The organism is Aeromonas encheleia (assembly GCF_900637545.1).
In the GTDB taxonomy this organism is placed as follows: Bacteria; Pseudomonadota; Gammaproteobacteria; order Enterobacterales; family Aeromonadaceae; genus Aeromonas; species Aeromonas encheleia.
In genome coordinates this window covers 2,071,861-2,088,733 of the sequence record NZ_LR134376.1, presented here as the reverse complement: position 1 = coordinate 2,088,733, position 16,873 = coordinate 2,071,861, and the positions used below count along the sequence as shown (strand labels likewise).

Here is a 16,873-nt window from a genome sequence, read left to right as displayed (position 1 = left end):
CGTTGTCGACCAGTATCCGACGTCGTCAAGGAGATGTGAGTGCCTCGTCCATCTTGCTCTGCACCTGAGGCTGGGGGCTCGCCACGGGATCAAGGATGGCATCCAGATGGCCACGCAACTCTTCAATAGCCCCTGCAACATCCGGCTGCTTCATCACATCGAAGCACGAGAAGGAGGGCAACACCTCTACGCCACAGAACCTGTAGTTGGCCGTGTTGCTGACGAAGACGTCATCCACCGTCTTGCCCTCGAACAACATCTGCCCAGCATCGCCAAATGCCGCCCTCGGCGCATTCCAGGTCAGCGACAGCATGTACTGCTTGCCATGCATCTTGCCGCCAGAGCCATATTGCTTGCGCGGATCCTCGCGCGTCCTGCCATCACCCGACAGGAAGCGCTGCTGGAACATGCCCGCGGTAAATACCTCATCGACATACTTCTTGTAGATCCACGGCATGCCGAACCAGAAGACCGGCGATTGCAGGATGATGATATCTGCCCACAGATGCTTGTCGACCTCGCCCTGAACGTCGTAGCCCTGCTCTATATATGTCTCCTTCACCCCATAGCCGCGCGCTGCCATCTCTTGCCTGATGACGCCTGCCAGGGTGCTGTTCAGCTTGCCGCCGGAGATGCCTTCAAAAAACTGATGTGCGTTGATGATCAATACGTTTTTCATCGTCTTCTTTTCCTCAATAATCAATGGTCTGATGCGCCTTCTCACTTGCATGTTGGTTTCGGCGTCGTGGGGTCCATCACGCTGACACCTGAGGGAAAGAGGCCCGAGGGCATGGCAATCTTGCGGATTGATTTTCATGGGTGCCTCCTTCACGGTGAAGGCAACTATAGGCGCCGTATTAGTGCAGAAAAATAGCTTAATCCTGCACACCATATGAAGTTATGCTTCAAGATATGAAACTCAATCAACTCGACGGCCTGATGGCCTTTTGGAAAGTCGCGGAGCATCGCGGCTTCACTGCCGCGTCTGCCGAACTGGAGGTATCGCCTTCGGCGCTGAGCCAGGCGATCAGGCAGCTGGAAGCGCGTCTCGGCGTACGCCTGCTCAATCGCACGACCCGCAGCGTGAGCCTGACGGAGGCTGGGGAGGACTATCTTGCCCGCATCGGCCCGGCACTCGGTCAGGTCATTGTGGCGGGTGAAGAGCTGAACGTCCTGCAGGGCGGACCCACCGGCACATTGCGCATCAATGCCGCACGCATTTCGACCTCAATGGTGTTGCAACCGCTGTTGGCAGGTTTCCTTCGTGAGCATCCGAACGTGAAACTTGAACTGACCAATGACGAAGGCTTCGTCGACATCGTCGAGCGGGGTTTCGATGCGGGCATTCGCATGGGAGAAGATCTGCACAAGGACATGGTCGCCCTTCCCCTTGGCGGCCCCATCACAGTCGCCATCGTCGCCTCTCCTGATTATCTCGCGCGCTTCCCCGCGCCCAGCCATCCGGACGACCTCGTGCAGCACAACTGCATCCGCTTCCGCTTCGCCGGAACAGGCGCGATCCACAAATGGGAGTTCAAGGTGAATGAGGAAATCGTCGAGTACGAGGTCAAGGGCAACCTGACCATCACGGACACCCTGTTCAGTACGGAGGCGGCACTGGAAGGCGTCGGGATCGCCTACACCTTTGAGCAGCTGGCCCTGCCACACATCAAGGCAAAGCGCCTGACGCGAGTCCTGGCACCGTTCTCGCCGACCTTTCCAGGCTTCTCTCTGTACTACCCCAGCCGGCATGATCAACCGTCCAAGTTGAAGGCATTCATCGAGTACGCACGGCGGGCTGTCATCTGAGCAAGCCTGCTTTCAGCTGTTGCTGAAGGTGCTCAACAGCGCTCGTTCGCCCTTGTTGCTCCTGCATAGTCGCTTGGGCCGGGATACACATGTCACCGAACCGGCAGATACCAGAGAGGATCGGCCGCTTGCTCACAACAATCCGGACGTTCACATCATAGGGGGCGGAGGCTGGAACCATGGCAGAGATGACGGCTGGGTTTTACGCGAGCACGCGCACAGACAAATAACTGGGCGAGCTTGTTTTGGACTGCCAGCCTATCCCGCGTGCCGAGCGATATATTGATGTCCGTCGGCAACGACAGCAGGTGTGCCGACCTTCCGAAGGAAGCAATGTCTTAGGGACTGATGTATCGGGAACTGAGCCAGAAACGCATTGCAGATGCGATCAGTCATCCACACAAAGTGGATTACCAAGAGGTCTGAAGGGGAATTGGAAGGTAACTTATTGATTTTCAGAAACAGGTGGTGGCCCCACCAGCCACATCCCGGCACTCGAGTCCCCCACCTTGGCTGCTACCTTCCGGTCCTGACCAGGTTAGAATTCATCAATAAAATTCACCAATAATCATACGCTTAGGTCAAACGTATATCGGTTGTAGTGCCTTGAATACTGTTTACGAATCAAAAGGTTCAACACAAGCTCTCAAACTGAGTGAGCCACACAAAGTGGCTCACCATTTAATTCTTCTAAAATACTATCTTCCTAGCCTCTTTACTTCAAGAGGAATAAATCAAGTGAAAAGGGTTCTACAGTCCACACAGCCAAAACACCAACATGGAGATCCATTGTATAAGTCGGGTTCTGCTTCACCTCCGCCCTTCGGTCAGTCGTTATCGCACGAATGGAGTATTGCTATCGCATTGAGATAATATTTTTTCCCTATATAAGTAGACTCAAAAAAAGAGAAGCCATTACAAGAGAACAGCTTGTAGATCTCGAAGTAATTGCGAGTTCCAATGAGCTGACTGATCGAAGTAAAGGAAGTGAGTAGAATTATTCAAGATGAATTACTATAATTTAGGTCTGAATCTCCTACGTCGATTCATTCCGCCTATTCGGAACTTGCAGTTCCTCATATGCCCAACTAGTTTTTATTAAAATGAGTTTCCATTAATAGAAATACTAAAAATTAAAAAAACAAAGAGAAGTAATCCGACTTGTTCGGATTGCTGAACGAGTTGAGAGTTAGTAACGAAGTGGATAACTCGATATTCAATAGATGGATACTACATTAAGAACTACTTCCAAATAGTAACTGGGGATATTCTCTCGGAGTAACTCCCGCACTCGCTTCGCTTGCTTGTTGGCTGACTAACTCGTTTCACTCGAAGTCAGTGGGTCGCTCGGCCTCTAGGCACTCGCTAAGGTTGATTACTCCACGTCTCTCTAAAATGTTAACTAAAAACCCCTATAAGTATTAAGGCATTAAAAGTTAACATTATTGGTTTTATAACGATGTCACTTAACTTTCTTCATGAAATTCTCAATTACAAGTTCTTTGACTTCATCATCCCATTTCTTCTTTAATACCCACGCCCTGAACTGTTCAAGAGTTGGATTCTCCTTTTTGTATCTAGATATGTTTGCGTTAACTGAATTGGGAACAGTTACTAATTTCACTGGTGCCCCTACCTTCTTTGGTTCATTATTATCTAAACCCAAATCAATATACTCTGGTTTATCCACCAGACTCAGTGCTTGTTCTTCACTGAACACATACACAGTTTGAATTTCAGAACTATCATAATCACGAACAACACCACGATTGACAAATTGATAGATGTTCTCATGCTCTCGTGCAACAACTAACTGCTCGCCATCAATTCCAAAAGCATACTTGCTATGAATAACGTCAACAGGGTTTGGACGCATACAGGCAAGCCATACACAAGTATCATAACTTTGAAGAGAATTAATACCTCTTGCATCTGGACTAATCTTAGTGCCACTTAGAGATAATGTATCAGAATTGTTATTAGTCCAATAATATTTTTCTGGTAGTTCATGGCTGAGGTGATCATAAACTTTCTTTAGTTCATTGGGGTTTGCATCTTTCCATGTCTTACTCAGAATTCTCTTGGTGAAGTAGAACACTTTTAGTCTTTCTTTTACTGGAATAACTCTTGTTGAGAGTCCCTCTAATTTAATTTTCTCAAACAATTCTGGGTGAGCAAGATAGACTGTTGATTTCTCAAAGTTGTTTGCCATGAATGTAATATCAAAACCAAGATACTTACTCATATCACGAAATGCAGTAATACCTAATTGAATTTTCTCAGCCTCAAGAAACCAACTACTATTCATAAAGAACTTATCATTACTCTCAACAATGCTGAATGACTTAGTTAGATTTACAAGCAAGTCCCCTTTGTTGTTAGTCTTCTGTGCAGTAATGAAATTTGCATCATCACCAAAGACCTCAACAGAACTGAATACCTTGTTTTGAACAATTTTCTTCATATCTGGATCAATTTCATTGATATTTTTGAAATCACTAAAGGTAGTCACATCATCAACGAATATTCTCCAACTTTGAAGAAGAGACACAGAGATATTACTAAATGACTTGTCACTGATGATCAGAACTTTATGAGTTGGGCTCTTTAAAAACTCAACCACCCGATCCATCACACATTCATCAGAGCCAACGTTGGTAGAACAGATTAGGATTGAGTCTTTTATGTATTGATGGGTTTGTTCCATTAGCTTGATTGTATTCTGAGTTACGATAGTTTTAACTTTGTCACTGTTGATTAGTTCAACCATTGCTTTGGTCTTACCACTACCACAATCACTACTGATAAATTTTAATTTTCCTTTTGACATACTATGCCCCTTTTATTGTTTTGATTTTTTGGGGAAACTGAAACTATAAATACTTTATGATATTATTGTTTTTATAGAAAACATATCTCCTAGAGCAGGATACTTTTAGTTAGGTATTCTGCCTTTTTTTTTATTGTATGGATGTTATTCCAAATAGACTTTAATGTAACTGCATTCTCAGTTATTCAAATATTTATTAGCTGAAAATATAGATGGCACTGCATATGGTATTATTCAGCTAAATACATCCTTTTGGATCTTATTTTTAAGAATACACCAATGCCCTAGAGCTGGAAGCTGCTAGAGTTTGAAGCGTTGTAATTCTGGATTTTTCTATTATAGCAAAAATGGAGCCGTTTTTTCAGAAAAATAATAATTAAGCTGTCGGTGTCAACCTTAATTTTATAAATCCCTCAAGTATTACTCTCTCGACCTATGCTGACTGGCCTTTAAGGCTGACCCTGATCAAACCCCAGCCCCTTCACTACGAAATCTGAAAGTCTAAGGAATCTCATACTCAGAACAGAAATTAGCCTGTTTTTATCTGCACTAGTCAAAAATCATCTGAGCCACTGGAATAATATTTAATGTGACATTTTTGAAAAATGTCAAGATATACTTTATCTTTTCGTGATTACCCACGAGCCTCAGCTGTGAATTAGTAAGATGGCTCAGTGGTTCGCGGGTAAGGTGAATCGGCCGGGGGAAAACAGTCTTGAAACTCAGCATATATGCCAGCCATTTTACCGGCCTCTGCTGGCACGCCGGCTAGGATCAAAAGCAGATTACCTGCAATCCCCAGCAGCCCATTCGAGTGTCGGATTTGCATCAGAACCAGCTCCGGCGGGAAGCCCCTACCATGACGATTCACTGCATGGATGCCACCGTGCACAAAAGAGCTCAGAGGCCGCCACGAGTAATGTTTGAACTCCTTGAGATGAGCCACTGGTGCATGTGGTGCTTTCTCCTCGATTGCTTCTAGCATTTGGCTGAGCATCGGAATTTTGTTGGCTTGCTTAGCAGTATCCTGCGTGAGCTCAGCGAGCATCAATTCAGCTTGGCTGTCCGTCGCAACGTAAAGCACCCAAAGAGAACGAACCAGCGACTCATACTGCACACGAAGTAGGGCTGCGGCAGATGTATGTAGGCCTGCTGCCACTAGATACTTCAAGCTTTGAGCATGTTCAAAGCTAAGACTAGCAAGTGCCCTAGCAGCCTGTAGACGACTGGAATCATTTACCAGCGGTAACGAGAAGAAGTCAGCTAGTCGCTCCTCCAATACCGCAGAACGTGCAAGCAACTGATTAAAGAGCATATCAGCCTACCTAAAATAACTTTTAATAGGGCATTCTACAGATTTAAGGCTATCCCAACTCTCAACAGCAGAAAAGCGTTTCGTGATAACCCATTAAACTCAACCATCCTGAGTAAATGGCAATTACTGATTCTCGATATGGACTCTATGGAGTGCGAAACTTCAGTTGGAATACCTCGTTCGAAGTTGTTTCTGGCCTGATAGCAGTCCTGCGTACCAGAGGCTGAGGATCATGGGTAATCACGTATCTTTTTTGCGATCCGGGTTGAAAAAGACACTAAACAGAAATCTCTTTTGACTACTCCCTAGTGATACCGCTCTGCTGAGTCTCGTTTAGTATCATTTATATGTTGAAGGAATCTATATGATACAGTATCATTGATTCAATCTAAACGATACTTGATGGCAGACAGGGGTAAGACATGATTTTTGGATATGCGAGAGTTTCGACAAAAGATCAAAGCCTTGAACGTCAATTAGCAGTCTTGGAACCTGTTTGCGATAAGATCATTTCTGAGAAGGAATCAGGGAAGTCTACTAGTGAAAGGCCAGAACTGCTGAACCTGCTTTCACATCTCCGCGAAGGCGATACCCTTGTAGCCCATTCTATTGACCGTCTTGCACGTAACACCCGCGACTTACTGGAAATGATAGATAGCCTTGTTGAACGGGGTATCGTTGTTCGCTTCCTGGCTAACGGCATGAGCTTTGACAACTCCCCGCAAAGTCGTCTGATCCTAACCATGATGGGGGCTGTTGCAGAGTTTGAGCGAGGCATGATCGCATCGAGACGTAATGAAGGCATAGCCATTGCTAAAGATGCTGGCCGATACAAGGGAAAACAGAAGAACAAGGAACTTCATAGCAAGATCACTGAAATGCTCTTGGCTGGGAAGAACACACCTGATGAGATCGCGAAGCTGTGCGACTGCGGTAGAGCAACCGTGTTTCGTGTCAAAAAGGAAATGATTAGTGCTGAACAGGGATGATATCTAAAGAAAAAGGATATGTGGAAAAAGTAACCACATATCCTTTTGCTATTTGAGTATTAACTTTCGGTTCTATCAAGCACTAAGTAACTTGGCTGGCACATGCTTCCACGTTCTTGGAGCCAGTAGTAATCCATATCAGCCACTCGAACATCTAGCCCAGAATCCACACGGTTTATTTGTATGCGTAGGCCTGCCATTTCATTGTATGATAATCCAGATTTGACGATGAACTTATACTTAACACCGCTTTCCTGTTCGGAATTTTGTAAGAAAGGGGTCATGTGTTGCTGAACTTCTTTTAGGCACACAACCTCATTGCCAATCTTGAATGGTGGCTCAATTTTACCAGATGAGGCAGTCGTTGCTAATACATTGCACGATGCTGATATGGTTAATGAGAGTAAAAGTATTTTTATCACAATATGTGCTCTATTGGGAACAGTTTTGAAATTATGAATATGAGTTCTTGTCTCTGAATATATAATGGATTATCCAGACAAAAATCCAAATCCCCCCAGTGAGTAGAACCATAATGCCGTGGGCTATGTGTGGGAATTTTTTTGCTTGGGATGATGAATTTTGTAAGTTATTGTTATTGCTAACCACTATATTGGAATTGTTCTTTTCCCTCATGAGTCTTTCAATGTCTCGCATCTGGGGATCTATTATCTCACCGCAGTGCTTACATTTTTTTGCTTTAGCTGCGATCAATTCATTACAGTAGATGCAATTGATCTGGTTTTCGTTTTTATCCATATCTTAAGTCCAGTTAGTAAATGCAGTTTTCCCCAAGAGACTTTGATTACATTACCTTTTCCATCGACGGTAACTTTAATGATCTTCGAACAATTTCGGCATTGACCAATGCCTGTTCCACTTTTAGCGATACCAGTCTGAACGGTGGTTGTGCTACGGCAGTGTGGACAAGCGATAGTGAAATAATTTGCCATAATTTATCCTTTGTGATCGTCTAATCATTTATATCTATCAGGCCAAATAATATGGACAGCTACACCGATATGTTCAGCAATGATCCGCTCACCTTTAGGCCAATGTCGTTCTAGTGCGTTATACAGTGTCCTTTCGTGTAGGCCATTTGTTCTCGATAGCTGTGCCAGAGTTCCTCCCTTCTTCTTTATGGCTGCGAGTATGTCTGCTCTATGCCAGCTCTTACTGCTGGCATCCGGCTCCTTTTTCTGCGATTCTTCAGGATTATGAATACTCATAATGACCACTCGTTACTTACATTAAGCACATGATTGATCATTATATGGAACATGTCAAACCATAATAAGGATCTCTTGTTCCTTTTGTTGTGGTGATAGGTGACGCTATGACTGATAAGAAAGAGAGCATTTTGCAATTCAGCGAGAGGCTTAAATCCATCGTTCCGGCAGGCTCTGGCCGCGACTTCGCTAAGAGGGCAGGCATTGGGTATAGCACTGTCCATAACTACCTACAGGGCGTTTCTAGCCCTACTCTAGAGAATCTTGTGCTGCTCGCTAAGGCTGGGAACGTCTCAGTGGAATGGCTGGCTACAGGTGAAGAATTTAGAGGGGGGGCTCTGGCTGTAGATCGAGACGCCGAGAGCGGCAGGATACTTAAAATTCCTTTTTTGAATAAAAGTGAATTCCTTTTTTTGGATTTAGAAACCTTCCCGACTCTCCAGGAGAATGCTGGCCGTCTTGCAGCCCTACTAGTAGACAGTGATGTGATGGTGCCCACGTTTGGCGTGATGAGTGTTCTAGTCATAGACCAGGGCCAGAAAGAGCTCAGGGATAGCAAAGTAGTTGTTATGCGTAAGGCGGGAAGCTACTTATACAAGAGAGTGCAGATAGTTTCTGAAGGGTATAGCTTGACCAGTGATAATAAAAAGTATAACGAAATAGTTGTTACTGATGAATCACTAAGCATCTTCGAAATTCTAGGCGAGCCAGTGTTAGTTCTTAATCAACTAGGTTGATTTTTATACTTTCTACTTGGGATGGGATAGCACACCACCTAAAGAAGTTGAAAAACCCCCTTAGTTGGGGGCTTTTTCATGATGGCAAGTAATCATCTTAATTTTAATTTTGCTTTCAACAGAACCTTTTGACCATCATAAAGTGAGAAGTCGCTAGCTTGTAATGGTGATACTAATGGCAAGTCAACTTTAAAATCACTATTGGCGACAACAACAGGTTTCTTATTCTTGTCTAGTTCAAAGACTTTTAAGTTGTATGTGCTTGGCTTCGATTCTATCACTTTGTAGCCATTTATTACTCCCTTGTTCTTTATCCAGGTGATACCATTCCCATCCGTAAACGGTTCATCATCATACACGGGAATATCAACTGAAAATATAAAAATCAAGACCACACCAAGAACACATAAAAAAGAAAAGATGTGGTATAGTTTTTTTGTTATGACGAATAACCTATTCATTCTGACACCTCTAAGATATCATTCTTAAAATCGTAGTCCAAATCAGTATATTGAAGCTGGAACTGCTCTGCGTATAACGTTGGGACGACAATCGGTGGACGCCAATAGGTATCAAGCCCTAAGTGTTCTGCAAGATCAATAACGAACGTCATACAGTTATTTTGGAAAAGCCCATACCCCTCTTTGGTTGGGCTATGGTTTTCGCGTCTCTTTTTATTAATCCAATCTAAAGCTTTTTCGTAGAAATAGCCTCGCATTACTACACCAGCAATGTTACTAGATTGACCATGGCTTTGTGAAATTTCATGTAGTGTTGATTTAAAACTGCTCTCAACAATCATCCCGCTATCAAGCTCAACTGGTTGCTTAATGCTACCTCGCACAATACCTGGTTCGAATGCTTTTGGGTCGGGGTAACGGCCATATTCATAGTATCGTGTTTGACCTGTTGCACCATTTACAAGTAGAACACCGGCATGTCCAAGATAATAGAGTCCAAACTGCCCACGAACTGCGATACGATATGAGGTAAAAATCAACGGAATCAAGAAATCTTTATCAGTATTCAGACGAATATCTGTGATGAAAAAATCCTCAAGAGGTGTAGTCAGTATGTTGTTCATCATTTCCCCTTCGCGAGCCAGTGTTTATTATTACCCTCAACAGTGATTTTTTGTGGCTTCTGTGACTTGGCAAGACCAGTAGCTACCCCATCAGACCCAGTCATGGCATGGTGTGTTTTTCCTGCATTGTCGGTATAGGTGAATTTGAAATCTGCTAGAGGCTCACCAGTAGAGCCAAGTAGACGAACATGGGTATCAAACCACGGAGTTACTCGTGGAATGAAGCTTGATTGCCCTGATGGGGCCATGTCTCCCACTATGACAGTGCCTGAACCAATGATTACTCCACCGCAATCAACGTCACCACCAGTGATTGCCAGAGGTTTTCCATTCACTAGCACCGTAGAAGAGCCGGAAGCGATGGAACGGGGATGAGGGGGATTATTTGGCTTGTCATGAGGAGCTAGAGGATCACCAACTCGGGCAGCTGGAATCCCATCTATGAACACATCTGGTGACCCTGCGGTGATGGCTGTAGGGTGAAAGCCATCATGATCTGTCCCAATATCTCCTACTTTTGCGGCATTTTTACTCAAAACTACGGCTCCTTGTGCTCCACTGGCCAAAAACCACACTTTACCATGCTGCACCAATTGAGACTATTAACCAGAGCTGAAAGAGTCAGTTTGAAAGGCTTTCACATAAGCGGTAAGGACTCAAAAAAGCCATTGCAATCAGTGTTTGGAATTTGAACAAGAGGACTTGAAAAGGTCTCCAACACACAATATATTGTATGTAATCTCACGACATGCACTATATACAGTGTTAATTGCAAACCCAACAAAAGGCCTCGTTGTTATGACAAACAAGAAACAAACCTCTTCCTCTGTTGCCAGCCAAGCGGCTCAGGTTTTGAACGATCCTCATGCGTCTGACATCCAGAAATCCTTTGCTGGTTCTGTGCTTGCTCAGACTCGTACTGGTAAACAGCCCAGTGCCGAAATGGAAACTAGGGCCGGTGCAGCGTTACAAAGTGACAAATACAGTGACCTGACTAAAAGCCTCGCTGGTTCTATCGTTTCCCAAAGTGACAAAGATCGTTGAATGATGAAAAGGGCTCTTTAGAGCCCTTTGTCTTGGTATACTCATGAGGTATCACAGATGAAATTAGAACAAATGCCAGGTGCCAGATTTATAACCTTAGCTGAGTGGCCAAGCATGTTCATTGAATCCAGTTATACAAAATTCTTCATGTCAGTCTTGAAGATCAAAGATGATCTAACATTGCACTGGTATAAAAAATACAAACAAGACGAAAATGGTTCTATTCGTCTAGATTTATATGATGATCTTAAAATAGCAAGTTCAACAGCGACTGAGAATAACAAACTTTACATTCAGGAGATTGACCAATTTCCTTTAAGTGTTGAAGAGAAAAAATCTCTACGCCTCAAAGTTGAAAAAGCAGTTACCTCTAAGGAGCGTCTTTTGAATGAAGAGGTTTTAATGCTTCGAGAGGCGATTAGATTGCATAAGAATGTGCCAAAAAAGACTGCTGATAACTTTGTGTTCCCTAATCTATCACAAGACTTCAAAGATGCTGCAGTCAAAATATTAAATGAAACACCATACATTAAAGTTCTTTATGTTCCACCATATGGAGTTATTCTTCATCTTAAAGAGCATAATGATTGGAGTCAGCGAAATATAAAAACTAAAAAAGCTATTCAACTGTGCTATCGTGAACGCATAGCAGGTGGATTTGGTTTATCTGGTGCAGAGCACTGGGGTAAAACTAAAGCTAAGATACGGACCATGCTATTACCAAGGGCTAATAAACTTCTCCAGCTTGCGAGCGTTAAGTTGCTATTAGCTGATGCTAAAGCACGTGGACAAAAAGTGTTGCTGGCCGGGGACTTTGTGTTCTGGTATGAAGATAATGGAAATGTTGGATGGGAAGTAAAGGCTGTTGGTGATTCAGGTTCTAACTCCGCCGGAAATACATTGTGGAAAGAAGGTAAAATTCTTTCTAAGAATCATGGAAGAATAGTTGTTTTTCCTTACATCAAAGAAAATGATGAACATGTAAAAGGTCATACTAAAAATGCACCTAATGATGGCAAAGCACTATTAAGACATCCAAATGACTATATCGAGTTACCTTTTGAAGTTCTCGAAGACGATTTGATGATTGGACTATTTGGTGAGCTCAGATATGAATAGATAAAAAGTAACTAAGATAATAAAAAATAGAATATTTTCATTGTATGTTTAACCAAGAGAGCTGAGTATGAAAAATGACTATTCGACACACATAACTTTACTTTGCCCTGTATGTGGTAACTCTCAATTTGAGTCTATATCAGAAGAATTTTATCGTTGCTCAGACTGTAAATCTGAGTTGGATAAAGATTCGTTGATCTATCAAAATACAGAATCGACAGAAGCAGCGATAAAAGAACTCCATAATGAGTTTATTTCAGACCTGAGTAAGAAATTAAAAAATATTAAAGGATTGAGATGATGACATTAACTGATGCTATAGCTCTTTTAGCATTGTTACTATCCGCGTATTCTATTTACAAAACCATTAAATTTAATCAGCGTCAGGATGAGATTGCAAACACTGCAGATTATTTAAACAAACTTATATTGCGAAGAGAACAAGAAAACGCTGTTAACGCTATTAGTGCAGACTTGAATGCTCGTGTAGTTAAGATAGGTAAAACTTATCGACTGAAGATATATAACAAAGGGAAATCTCCAGCAAGAAATATCAGGCTAGTGTGCCCTGCAGTAAAAGAATTTTGGATTCAAGAGGATGCATTACCCTTAGATATTATACAACCAGGTGGAAACTTTGACTTATTAGTTTCAACAGCTTTAGCGACTCCCTCTGCAGTCACGATTAAACTTTTATGGGATGATACTAGGGGTAAAAATCAAGAGGTTGAAACAACTATCGCACCACACGGATCTTAATCATGGCTCCCTCATAGTGCCACTTCGATAGCAGCCTGCAGCTTCTCGACTGCTACCCCACCACCGTACCGATCATAGCTGATGGCTCCATTGGTATGGCCCAGGATGGCAGCCGCGTACTGTAGCGGTACACCATGATCCTTCAACGCTGTTGCCACGGTATGCCGCAGGCTGTGGAAGTCTTTGTCTACGGGACGATGGCGACTGAACCACTGCCCCCAGAGATGGCTGTAACCGTCTTGTCGGTGGGGTAACTCAGGGAATAGCCGCCCCCCTGCCCTATCCTGCACGAAGTCGATAAAACCACCAGAGATCAACGAGGAATGAATCGGGATCAGGCGAGCACTGTTGGCCGTCTTGAGCTTCTGGTCTGGGCGGTTGTCTCGGATGTTCAGGCACCACACCTTGTCAACCTGCTGCACATCGTCCGCGTACAACTGGCAAATTTCATTGGCTCTCGCTCCGGTATATAGGCCAAGTAACGCTATCCACTTGCGGTATAGCTCCTGCTCCTTCGCCCACTGGATCAACCGCTGTTTCTCCACAGATGTGTACCCGCTTCGAGCATTAACCTCTTTGACCCGTTGTAGCTTGAGCCCTGCGAAGTGATTGACGATGCCTTCGTGGTGATTGCCCAGCCAGACGAACAGCAGGGAGAGCTTCTGGAGATACTTGTTGATAGTCGTCGGGCTCTTACCCGAGTTCAGCAACTCGTCCTTGAACTTGACCACATCGGCCTTGCTGTACGCGGTTGGAGGTCTGTCCCCCAGCATTTTGATGAAGTAGCCAATGTAGTTCTTCTGGTTGCTGAGCTCTTTGGGCGACCAAGAGATGGCTTTCTCTTTCAGATAGCGGTCACATAGGGCTGATAGGAGGGGTACAAGAGGCAGAAGCTTCTGCTCAGATTGCAGGGATTCAGGATCGTTCTGGAATTGCTTACAGGGGGATGAGATAGCACTAGATCGCACACAGGCAAGCAACTGAGCCACCTTGCTTCGTGCGACCAGTTTGTCCCGAGTCTGCAGAGATTTCTTGATCTCTTTCCGACGACCGCAGGGAAGAGTGGTGACTTTCCGGTAGTACCAGATGCCGTGACGGCTAAGGCAAAGGTTCACTTAGATTCCCTATAATCATCCACACAAAGTGGATCACCAAGAGAGCTAAATGCTGTAACTTATTGATTTTCAGAAACAGGTGGTGGCCCCACCAGCCACATCCCGGCACTCGAGTCCCCCACCTTGGCTGCTACCTTCCGGTCCTGACCAGGTCGACGGGTTATCAATGCGAGAGGACCAATGGGACCACCGGCGACGAGAATAGCAAAGTCCCGTTTCATTGCAATGGCTTTCTGCCCGGGGATGGTGCGTTTGCCTGCTTTTTCGGCAATTAGCCAATAAATCAGCTAAATAGCATAAATTTTGCCCCTATCACCAACATCAGCATGGCGAATGCCTGCTTGAGTCGCTGAGGGGGAAGACGGTGTGCCAGCCGGGCGCCGATGCGGGCAAACAGGGTGCTGGTGAGGATGATGCCGAGCAAGGCCGGCAGATAGATGAAGCCCAGGCTCCACTCGGGCAAACCGGCATGGCCCCAGCCGGCGTAGAGATAGCTGAGGCTGCCCGCCAGCGCAATGGGGATGCTGCAGGCGGCGGAGGCCGCGACGGCGTTGCGCATCGGCACGCTGTTCCAGCTGAGGTAAGGCACGGTCAGGGAGCCCCCGCCGATGCCAAACAGCGCCGACATCCAGCCGATGACGGTACCCGCGATGCCGGTGCCGACCGGACCAGGCAGATGGCGTTCCGCCTTGGGTCTGAGGTTGAGCCCCATCTGCACGGCCATGGTCCAGGCGAAGCAACCTATGATGACGTTGAGGGTGCTGGCGCTGAGCAGGTTGGCCGTCATGCCGCCGAGCCAGGCGCCGACCAGCATGCCGACCGCCAGCCGACGGATGATCAGCCAGTCGACGGCGCCCGCCTGTTTATGCACTCGCAGCGAGCTGAAGCCGGTGAAGATCATGGTGGGCAGCGAGGTGCCGAGCGCGAGATGGGTGATGATATCGGGGGAGACCCCCTGGGCATGGTAGGTGAAGACCAGCACCGGCACTATGATGAGCCCCCCCCCGATCCCGAACAGCCCCGCCAATATGCCCGCGAAGGCCCCCAACAGCAGATAACCCATAAACAGCATAGAATGTCCTTCCCAAGCGGCGTCACCGTCCGTTTCTGCCAGTCGACACCTGAAAAAAAAGATGGCCAGGAGGCCATCTCTTTATTGTGCCGATTAATGCAGGGGAATGGTACCGTCCATCACCTTGTAGAAGGCCAGCACGGCGCAACCGAGCAGGGCCGCCGTCATCCCCTGCTCCAGCCGGTTGAGGCTGCGCAGCCCATGATGCTGGCGCGCCTTCCAATAGATGAAGATGCCCGGGCTGTAGAGCAGCGCCACCAGCAGCAGGTATTCCACCCCGGCGGCATAGACCAGCCAGCAGCCGTAGACGGTGGCCACCAGCGCCAGCAGCAGGTCACGCTTGCGCTGGTGCGGCTGGCCCTGATAGGTCTCCCCGCTCAGCGCCAGCTTGAGCCCATAGGCGCCGGAGAAGACATAAGGCACCAGGGCCGCCGAGGTGGCGATGTTGACCAGCGCCAGGTAGGTGCTGCTCTGGAAATAGATGATGATGAGGAAGATCTGCACCAGACAGGTGGAGCACCAGAGCGACACCTTGGGCGAGCCGTTCTTGTTCTCCTTGGCAAACCAGGCCGGGAAGACCCCGGTCTTGCCGGCGATGTAGGGCACTTCCGCCGCCAGCACTGTCCAGCTCAGCAGGGCCCCGATCACCGAGATCACCAGACCGATGTTGATGAGCCAGGCGCCCCAGGGGCCGACCACGGCCTCCAGGATCATGGCGGTGGAGGGGTTCTTGAGGGCGGCCAGTTGTGGCTGGCTCATCACGCCAAGGGAGAACAGGGTCACCATCACATAGAGCGCCAGGGCGCCGAGCAGCGCCAGCACGGTGGCACGGCCCACGTCCTTGCGATGACGGGCGCGGGCGGAGACCACCACGGCCCCCTCGATGCCGATGAAGACCCAGAGCGTCACCTTCATGGTGGACTTGACCTGATCCATCACGGATCCCAGCTCCATGTTGCCCTGTCCCCAGATGTCCAGGGTGAAGGTCTCCATGTTGAAGGCGAGCAGGACGGCGACACAGAACACGATGAGCGGCACCATCTTGGCGATGGTGGTGACTATGTTCACCAGGGCGGCGACCTGGATCCCGCGCAGCACCAGGGCATGTACCGACCAGATGAGCAGGGAGGCGAGCGTGATGGCCACCGGCGTGTTGCCGTCACCGAAGATGACGTTGTCGGGGGTATCGAAGAAGTAGCTCAGCGCGCTAAACACCACTATGGCGTAGGAGACGTTGGCCAGCAGTTGGCAGAGCCAGTAACCCCAGGCGGCGTTGAAGCCGACGAAGTCGCCGAAGCCCGCCTTGGCATAACTGAAGATACCGCCGTCGAGATCCGGGCGGCGCATGGAGAGATTCTGGTAGACCAGCGCGAGGCAGATCATGCCAAGACCGGTGATGGCCCAACCCAGGGCGACGGCCCCGGCACTGGCATGAGCGGCGATATTTTGTGGCAGACTGAAGACCCCGGCGCCGACCATGGAGCCGATCACCAGCGAGATGAGGGCGCCAAGCCCTAGTTTCTTGTCCATCTCAATCCTGTTTGATTAGGCGGCTGCAGAGCGTCCGTATTCATACTGCGCGCGACATGGGAGGGGCGAAGAGTCCGAGCCCCGTGAAAAAGGCGGCAACTATATTGCATGACTATTCCGACCGCAATCCCTCGCGGTGCCAATCATGCGCCACCTTGACCGCGCGCAATTCTACAGCACTGACCCCTGAGGCCTGTGAGCTGGTTCAAATTCAGAAAGACCCATTGATATTTCTCATTTT

The 16,873-nt window shown here is 46.9% G+C and carries 16 protein-coding genes, 1 other RNA gene and 1 pseudogene; 7 read left to right on the top strand and 11 right to left on the bottom strand.

Features of this window, described 5'->3' with window-relative positions:
- Window positions 1-25 precede the first annotated feature (25 nt).
- Window positions 26-817: an NAD(P)H-dependent oxidoreductase gene (locus tag EL255_RS09685; RefSeq protein ID WP_197720925.1), complete on the bottom strand. Its 792-nt coding sequence runs from the start codon at window positions 815-817 to the stop codon at window positions 26-28.
- A gap of 95 nt (window positions 818-912) precedes the next feature.
- Between EL255_RS09685 and EL255_RS09680 the strand changes: the two genes are divergently transcribed.
- Window positions 913-1,809: a LysR family transcriptional regulator gene (locus EL255_RS09680; protein ID WP_033131994.1), complete on the top strand. Its 897-nt coding sequence runs from the start codon at window positions 913-915 to the stop codon at window positions 1,807-1,809.
- Between the two features lie 1,462 nt (window positions 1,810-3,271).
- Here the strand turns inward: EL255_RS09680 and EL255_RS09670 are convergent.
- Together EL255_RS09670 and EL255_RS09665 are read right to left on the bottom strand one after the other, a co-directional pair.
- Window positions 3,272-4,639: a hypothetical protein gene (locus EL255_RS09670; RefSeq protein ID WP_042653702.1), complete on the bottom strand. Its 1,368-nt coding sequence runs from the start codon at window positions 4,637-4,639 to the stop codon at window positions 3,272-3,274.
- Between the two features lie 658 nt (window positions 4,640-5,297).
- Window positions 5,298-5,954 carry a DUF6988 family protein gene (locus EL255_RS09665; RefSeq protein WP_048823129.1) on the bottom strand — a complete coding sequence of 219 codons (657 nt, stop codon included), beginning with the start codon at window positions 5,952-5,954 and terminating at the stop codon, window positions 5,298-5,300.
- A gap of 422 nt (window positions 5,955-6,376) precedes the next feature.
- Here EL255_RS09665 and EL255_RS09660 point away from each other — a divergent pair, with 422 nt between their 5' ends.
- Window positions 6,377-6,943: a recombinase family protein gene (locus tag EL255_RS09660; RefSeq protein WP_042653701.1), complete on the top strand. Its 567-nt coding sequence runs from the start codon at window positions 6,377-6,379 to the stop codon at window positions 6,941-6,943.
- Between the two features lie 977 nt (window positions 6,944-7,920).
- Here the strand turns inward: EL255_RS09660 and EL255_RS09650 are convergent.
- Complete coding sequence (locus tag EL255_RS09650; protein ID WP_084228349.1) at window positions 7,921-8,172, bottom strand: helix-turn-helix domain-containing protein; 252 nt, start codon at window positions 8,170-8,172, stop codon at window positions 7,921-7,923.
- Window positions 8,173-8,279: 107 nt separating this feature from the next.
- On the opposite strand from EL255_RS09650, the gene EL255_RS09645 reads away from it, so the two are divergent.
- On the top strand, window positions 8,280-8,909 hold the full coding sequence (locus tag EL255_RS09645) for an XRE family transcriptional regulator (protein ID WP_126623310.1): 630 nt from the start codon (window positions 8,280-8,282) through the stop codon (window positions 8,907-8,909).
- A 92-nt stretch (window positions 8,910-9,001) separates the two neighbouring features.
- On the opposite strand, the gene EL255_RS09640 is transcribed toward EL255_RS09645, so the two are convergent.
- The 3 genes and pseudogenes from EL255_RS09640 to EL255_RS21730 form a co-directional block, all read right to left on the bottom strand.
- On the bottom strand, window positions 9,002-9,370 hold the full coding sequence (locus EL255_RS09640) for a hypothetical protein (protein WP_126623309.1): 369 nt from the start codon (window positions 9,368-9,370) through the stop codon (window positions 9,002-9,004).
- On the bottom strand, window positions 9,367-9,993 hold the full coding sequence (locus EL255_RS21345; protein ID WP_197720924.1) for a hypothetical protein: 627 nt from the start codon (window positions 9,991-9,993) through the stop codon (window positions 9,367-9,369). Before EL255_RS21345 ends, EL255_RS09640 begins: the two co-directional genes overlap by 4 nt.
- 263 nt (window positions 9,994-10,256) lie before the next feature.
- Window positions 10,257-10,529 (bottom strand): annotated as a pseudogene (locus EL255_RS21730) (type VI secretion system PAAR protein); the annotation flags it as partial.
- Window positions 10,530-10,791: 262 nt separating this feature from the next.
- Here EL255_RS21730 and EL255_RS09625 point away from each other — a divergent pair.
- From EL255_RS09625 to EL255_RS09610, 4 genes are all read left to right on the top strand, one after another.
- The gene (locus EL255_RS09625; protein ID WP_084228346.1) at window positions 10,792-11,037 is read left to right on the top strand and encodes a hypothetical protein; all 246 of its coding nucleotides are present in this window, start codon (window positions 10,792-10,794) and stop codon (window positions 11,035-11,037) included.
- A 57-nt stretch (window positions 11,038-11,094) separates the two neighbouring features.
- A complete protein-coding gene (locus EL255_RS09620; protein WP_084228345.1) occupies window positions 11,095-12,156 on the top strand; it encodes a hypothetical protein in 1,062 nt (353 codons plus the stop codon).
- 67 nt (window positions 12,157-12,223) lie between these two features.
- On the top strand, window positions 12,224-12,457 hold the full coding sequence (locus EL255_RS09615) for an ECs_2282 family putative zinc-binding protein (RefSeq protein WP_126623308.1): 234 nt from the start codon (window positions 12,224-12,226) through the stop codon (window positions 12,455-12,457).
- A complete protein-coding gene (locus EL255_RS09610; RefSeq protein WP_126623307.1) occupies window positions 12,457-12,915 on the top strand; it encodes a DUF8453 domain-containing protein in 459 nt (152 codons plus the stop codon). The genes EL255_RS09615 and EL255_RS09610 overlap by 1 nt, the downstream gene beginning before the upstream one ends.
- Before the next feature lie 11 nt (window positions 12,916-12,926).
- Here EL255_RS09610 and EL255_RS09605 read toward each other — a convergent pair whose 3' ends face one another.
- From EL255_RS09605 to arcD, 4 genes are all read right to left on the bottom strand, one after another.
- Complete coding sequence (locus tag EL255_RS09605; RefSeq protein WP_042653697.1) at window positions 12,927-14,030, bottom strand: site-specific integrase; 1,104 nt, start codon at window positions 14,028-14,030, stop codon at window positions 12,927-12,929.
- An 86-nt stretch (window positions 14,031-14,116) separates the two neighbouring features.
- An RNA gene (gene ffs / locus EL255_RS09600) (signal recognition particle sRNA small type) lies at window positions 14,117-14,213 on the bottom strand.
- A 100-nt stretch (window positions 14,214-14,313) separates the two neighbouring features.
- On the bottom strand, window positions 14,314-15,102 hold the full coding sequence (locus EL255_RS09595; protein ID WP_042653696.1) for a sulfite exporter TauE/SafE family protein: 789 nt from the start codon (window positions 15,100-15,102) through the stop codon (window positions 14,314-14,316).
- A gap of 93 nt (window positions 15,103-15,195) precedes the next feature.
- Complete coding sequence (gene arcD / locus EL255_RS09590) at window positions 15,196-16,632, bottom strand: arginine-ornithine antiporter (RefSeq protein ID WP_042653695.1); 1,437 nt, start codon at window positions 16,630-16,632, stop codon at window positions 15,196-15,198.
- Between the last annotated feature and the right edge of the window lie 241 nt (window positions 16,633-16,873).

Coding starts and splice junctions, on each gene's coding strand:
- EL255_RS09685 (WP_197720925.1), bottom strand. CDS start 817: ATGAAAATCAATCCGCAAGATTGCCATGCCCTCGGGCCTCTTTCCCTC.
- EL255_RS09680 (WP_033131994.1), top strand. CDS start 913: ATGAAACTCAATCAACTCGACGGCCTGATGGCCTTTTGGAAAGTCGCG.
- EL255_RS09670 (WP_042653702.1), bottom strand. CDS start 4,639: ATGTCAAAAGGAAAATTAAAATTTATCAGTAGTGATTGTGGTAGTGGT.
- EL255_RS09665 (WP_048823129.1), bottom strand. CDS start 5,954: ATGCTCTTTAATCAGTTGCTTGCACGTTCTGCGGTATTGGAGGAGCGA.
- EL255_RS09660 (WP_042653701.1), top strand. CDS start 6,377: ATGATTTTTGGATATGCGAGAGTTTCGACAAAAGATCAAAGCCTTGAA.
- EL255_RS09650 (WP_084228349.1), bottom strand. CDS start 8,172: ATGAGTATTCATAATCCTGAAGAATCGCAGAAAAAGGAGCCGGATGCC.
- EL255_RS09645 (WP_126623310.1), top strand. CDS start 8,280: ATGACTGATAAGAAAGAGAGCATTTTGCAATTCAGCGAGAGGCTTAAA.
- EL255_RS09640 (WP_126623309.1), bottom strand. CDS start 9,370: ATGAATAGGTTATTCGTCATAACAAAAAAACTATACCACATCTTTTCT.
- EL255_RS21345 (WP_197720924.1), bottom strand. CDS start 9,993: ATGAACAACATACTGACTACACCTCTTGAGGATTTTTTCATCACAGAT.
- EL255_RS09625 (WP_084228346.1), top strand. CDS start 10,792: ATGACAAACAAGAAACAAACCTCTTCCTCTGTTGCCAGCCAAGCGGCT.
- EL255_RS09620 (WP_084228345.1), top strand. CDS start 11,095: ATGAAATTAGAACAAATGCCAGGTGCCAGATTTATAACCTTAGCTGAG.
- EL255_RS09615 (WP_126623308.1), top strand. CDS start 12,224: ATGAAAAATGACTATTCGACACACATAACTTTACTTTGCCCTGTATGT.
- EL255_RS09610 (WP_126623307.1), top strand. CDS start 12,457: ATGACATTAACTGATGCTATAGCTCTTTTAGCATTGTTACTATCCGCG.
- EL255_RS09595 (WP_042653696.1), bottom strand. CDS start 15,102: ATGCTGTTTATGGGTTATCTGCTGTTGGGGGCCTTCGCGGGCATATTG.
- arcD (WP_042653695.1), bottom strand. CDS start 16,632: ATGGACAAGAAACTAGGGCTTGGCGCCCTCATCTCGCTGGTGATCGGC.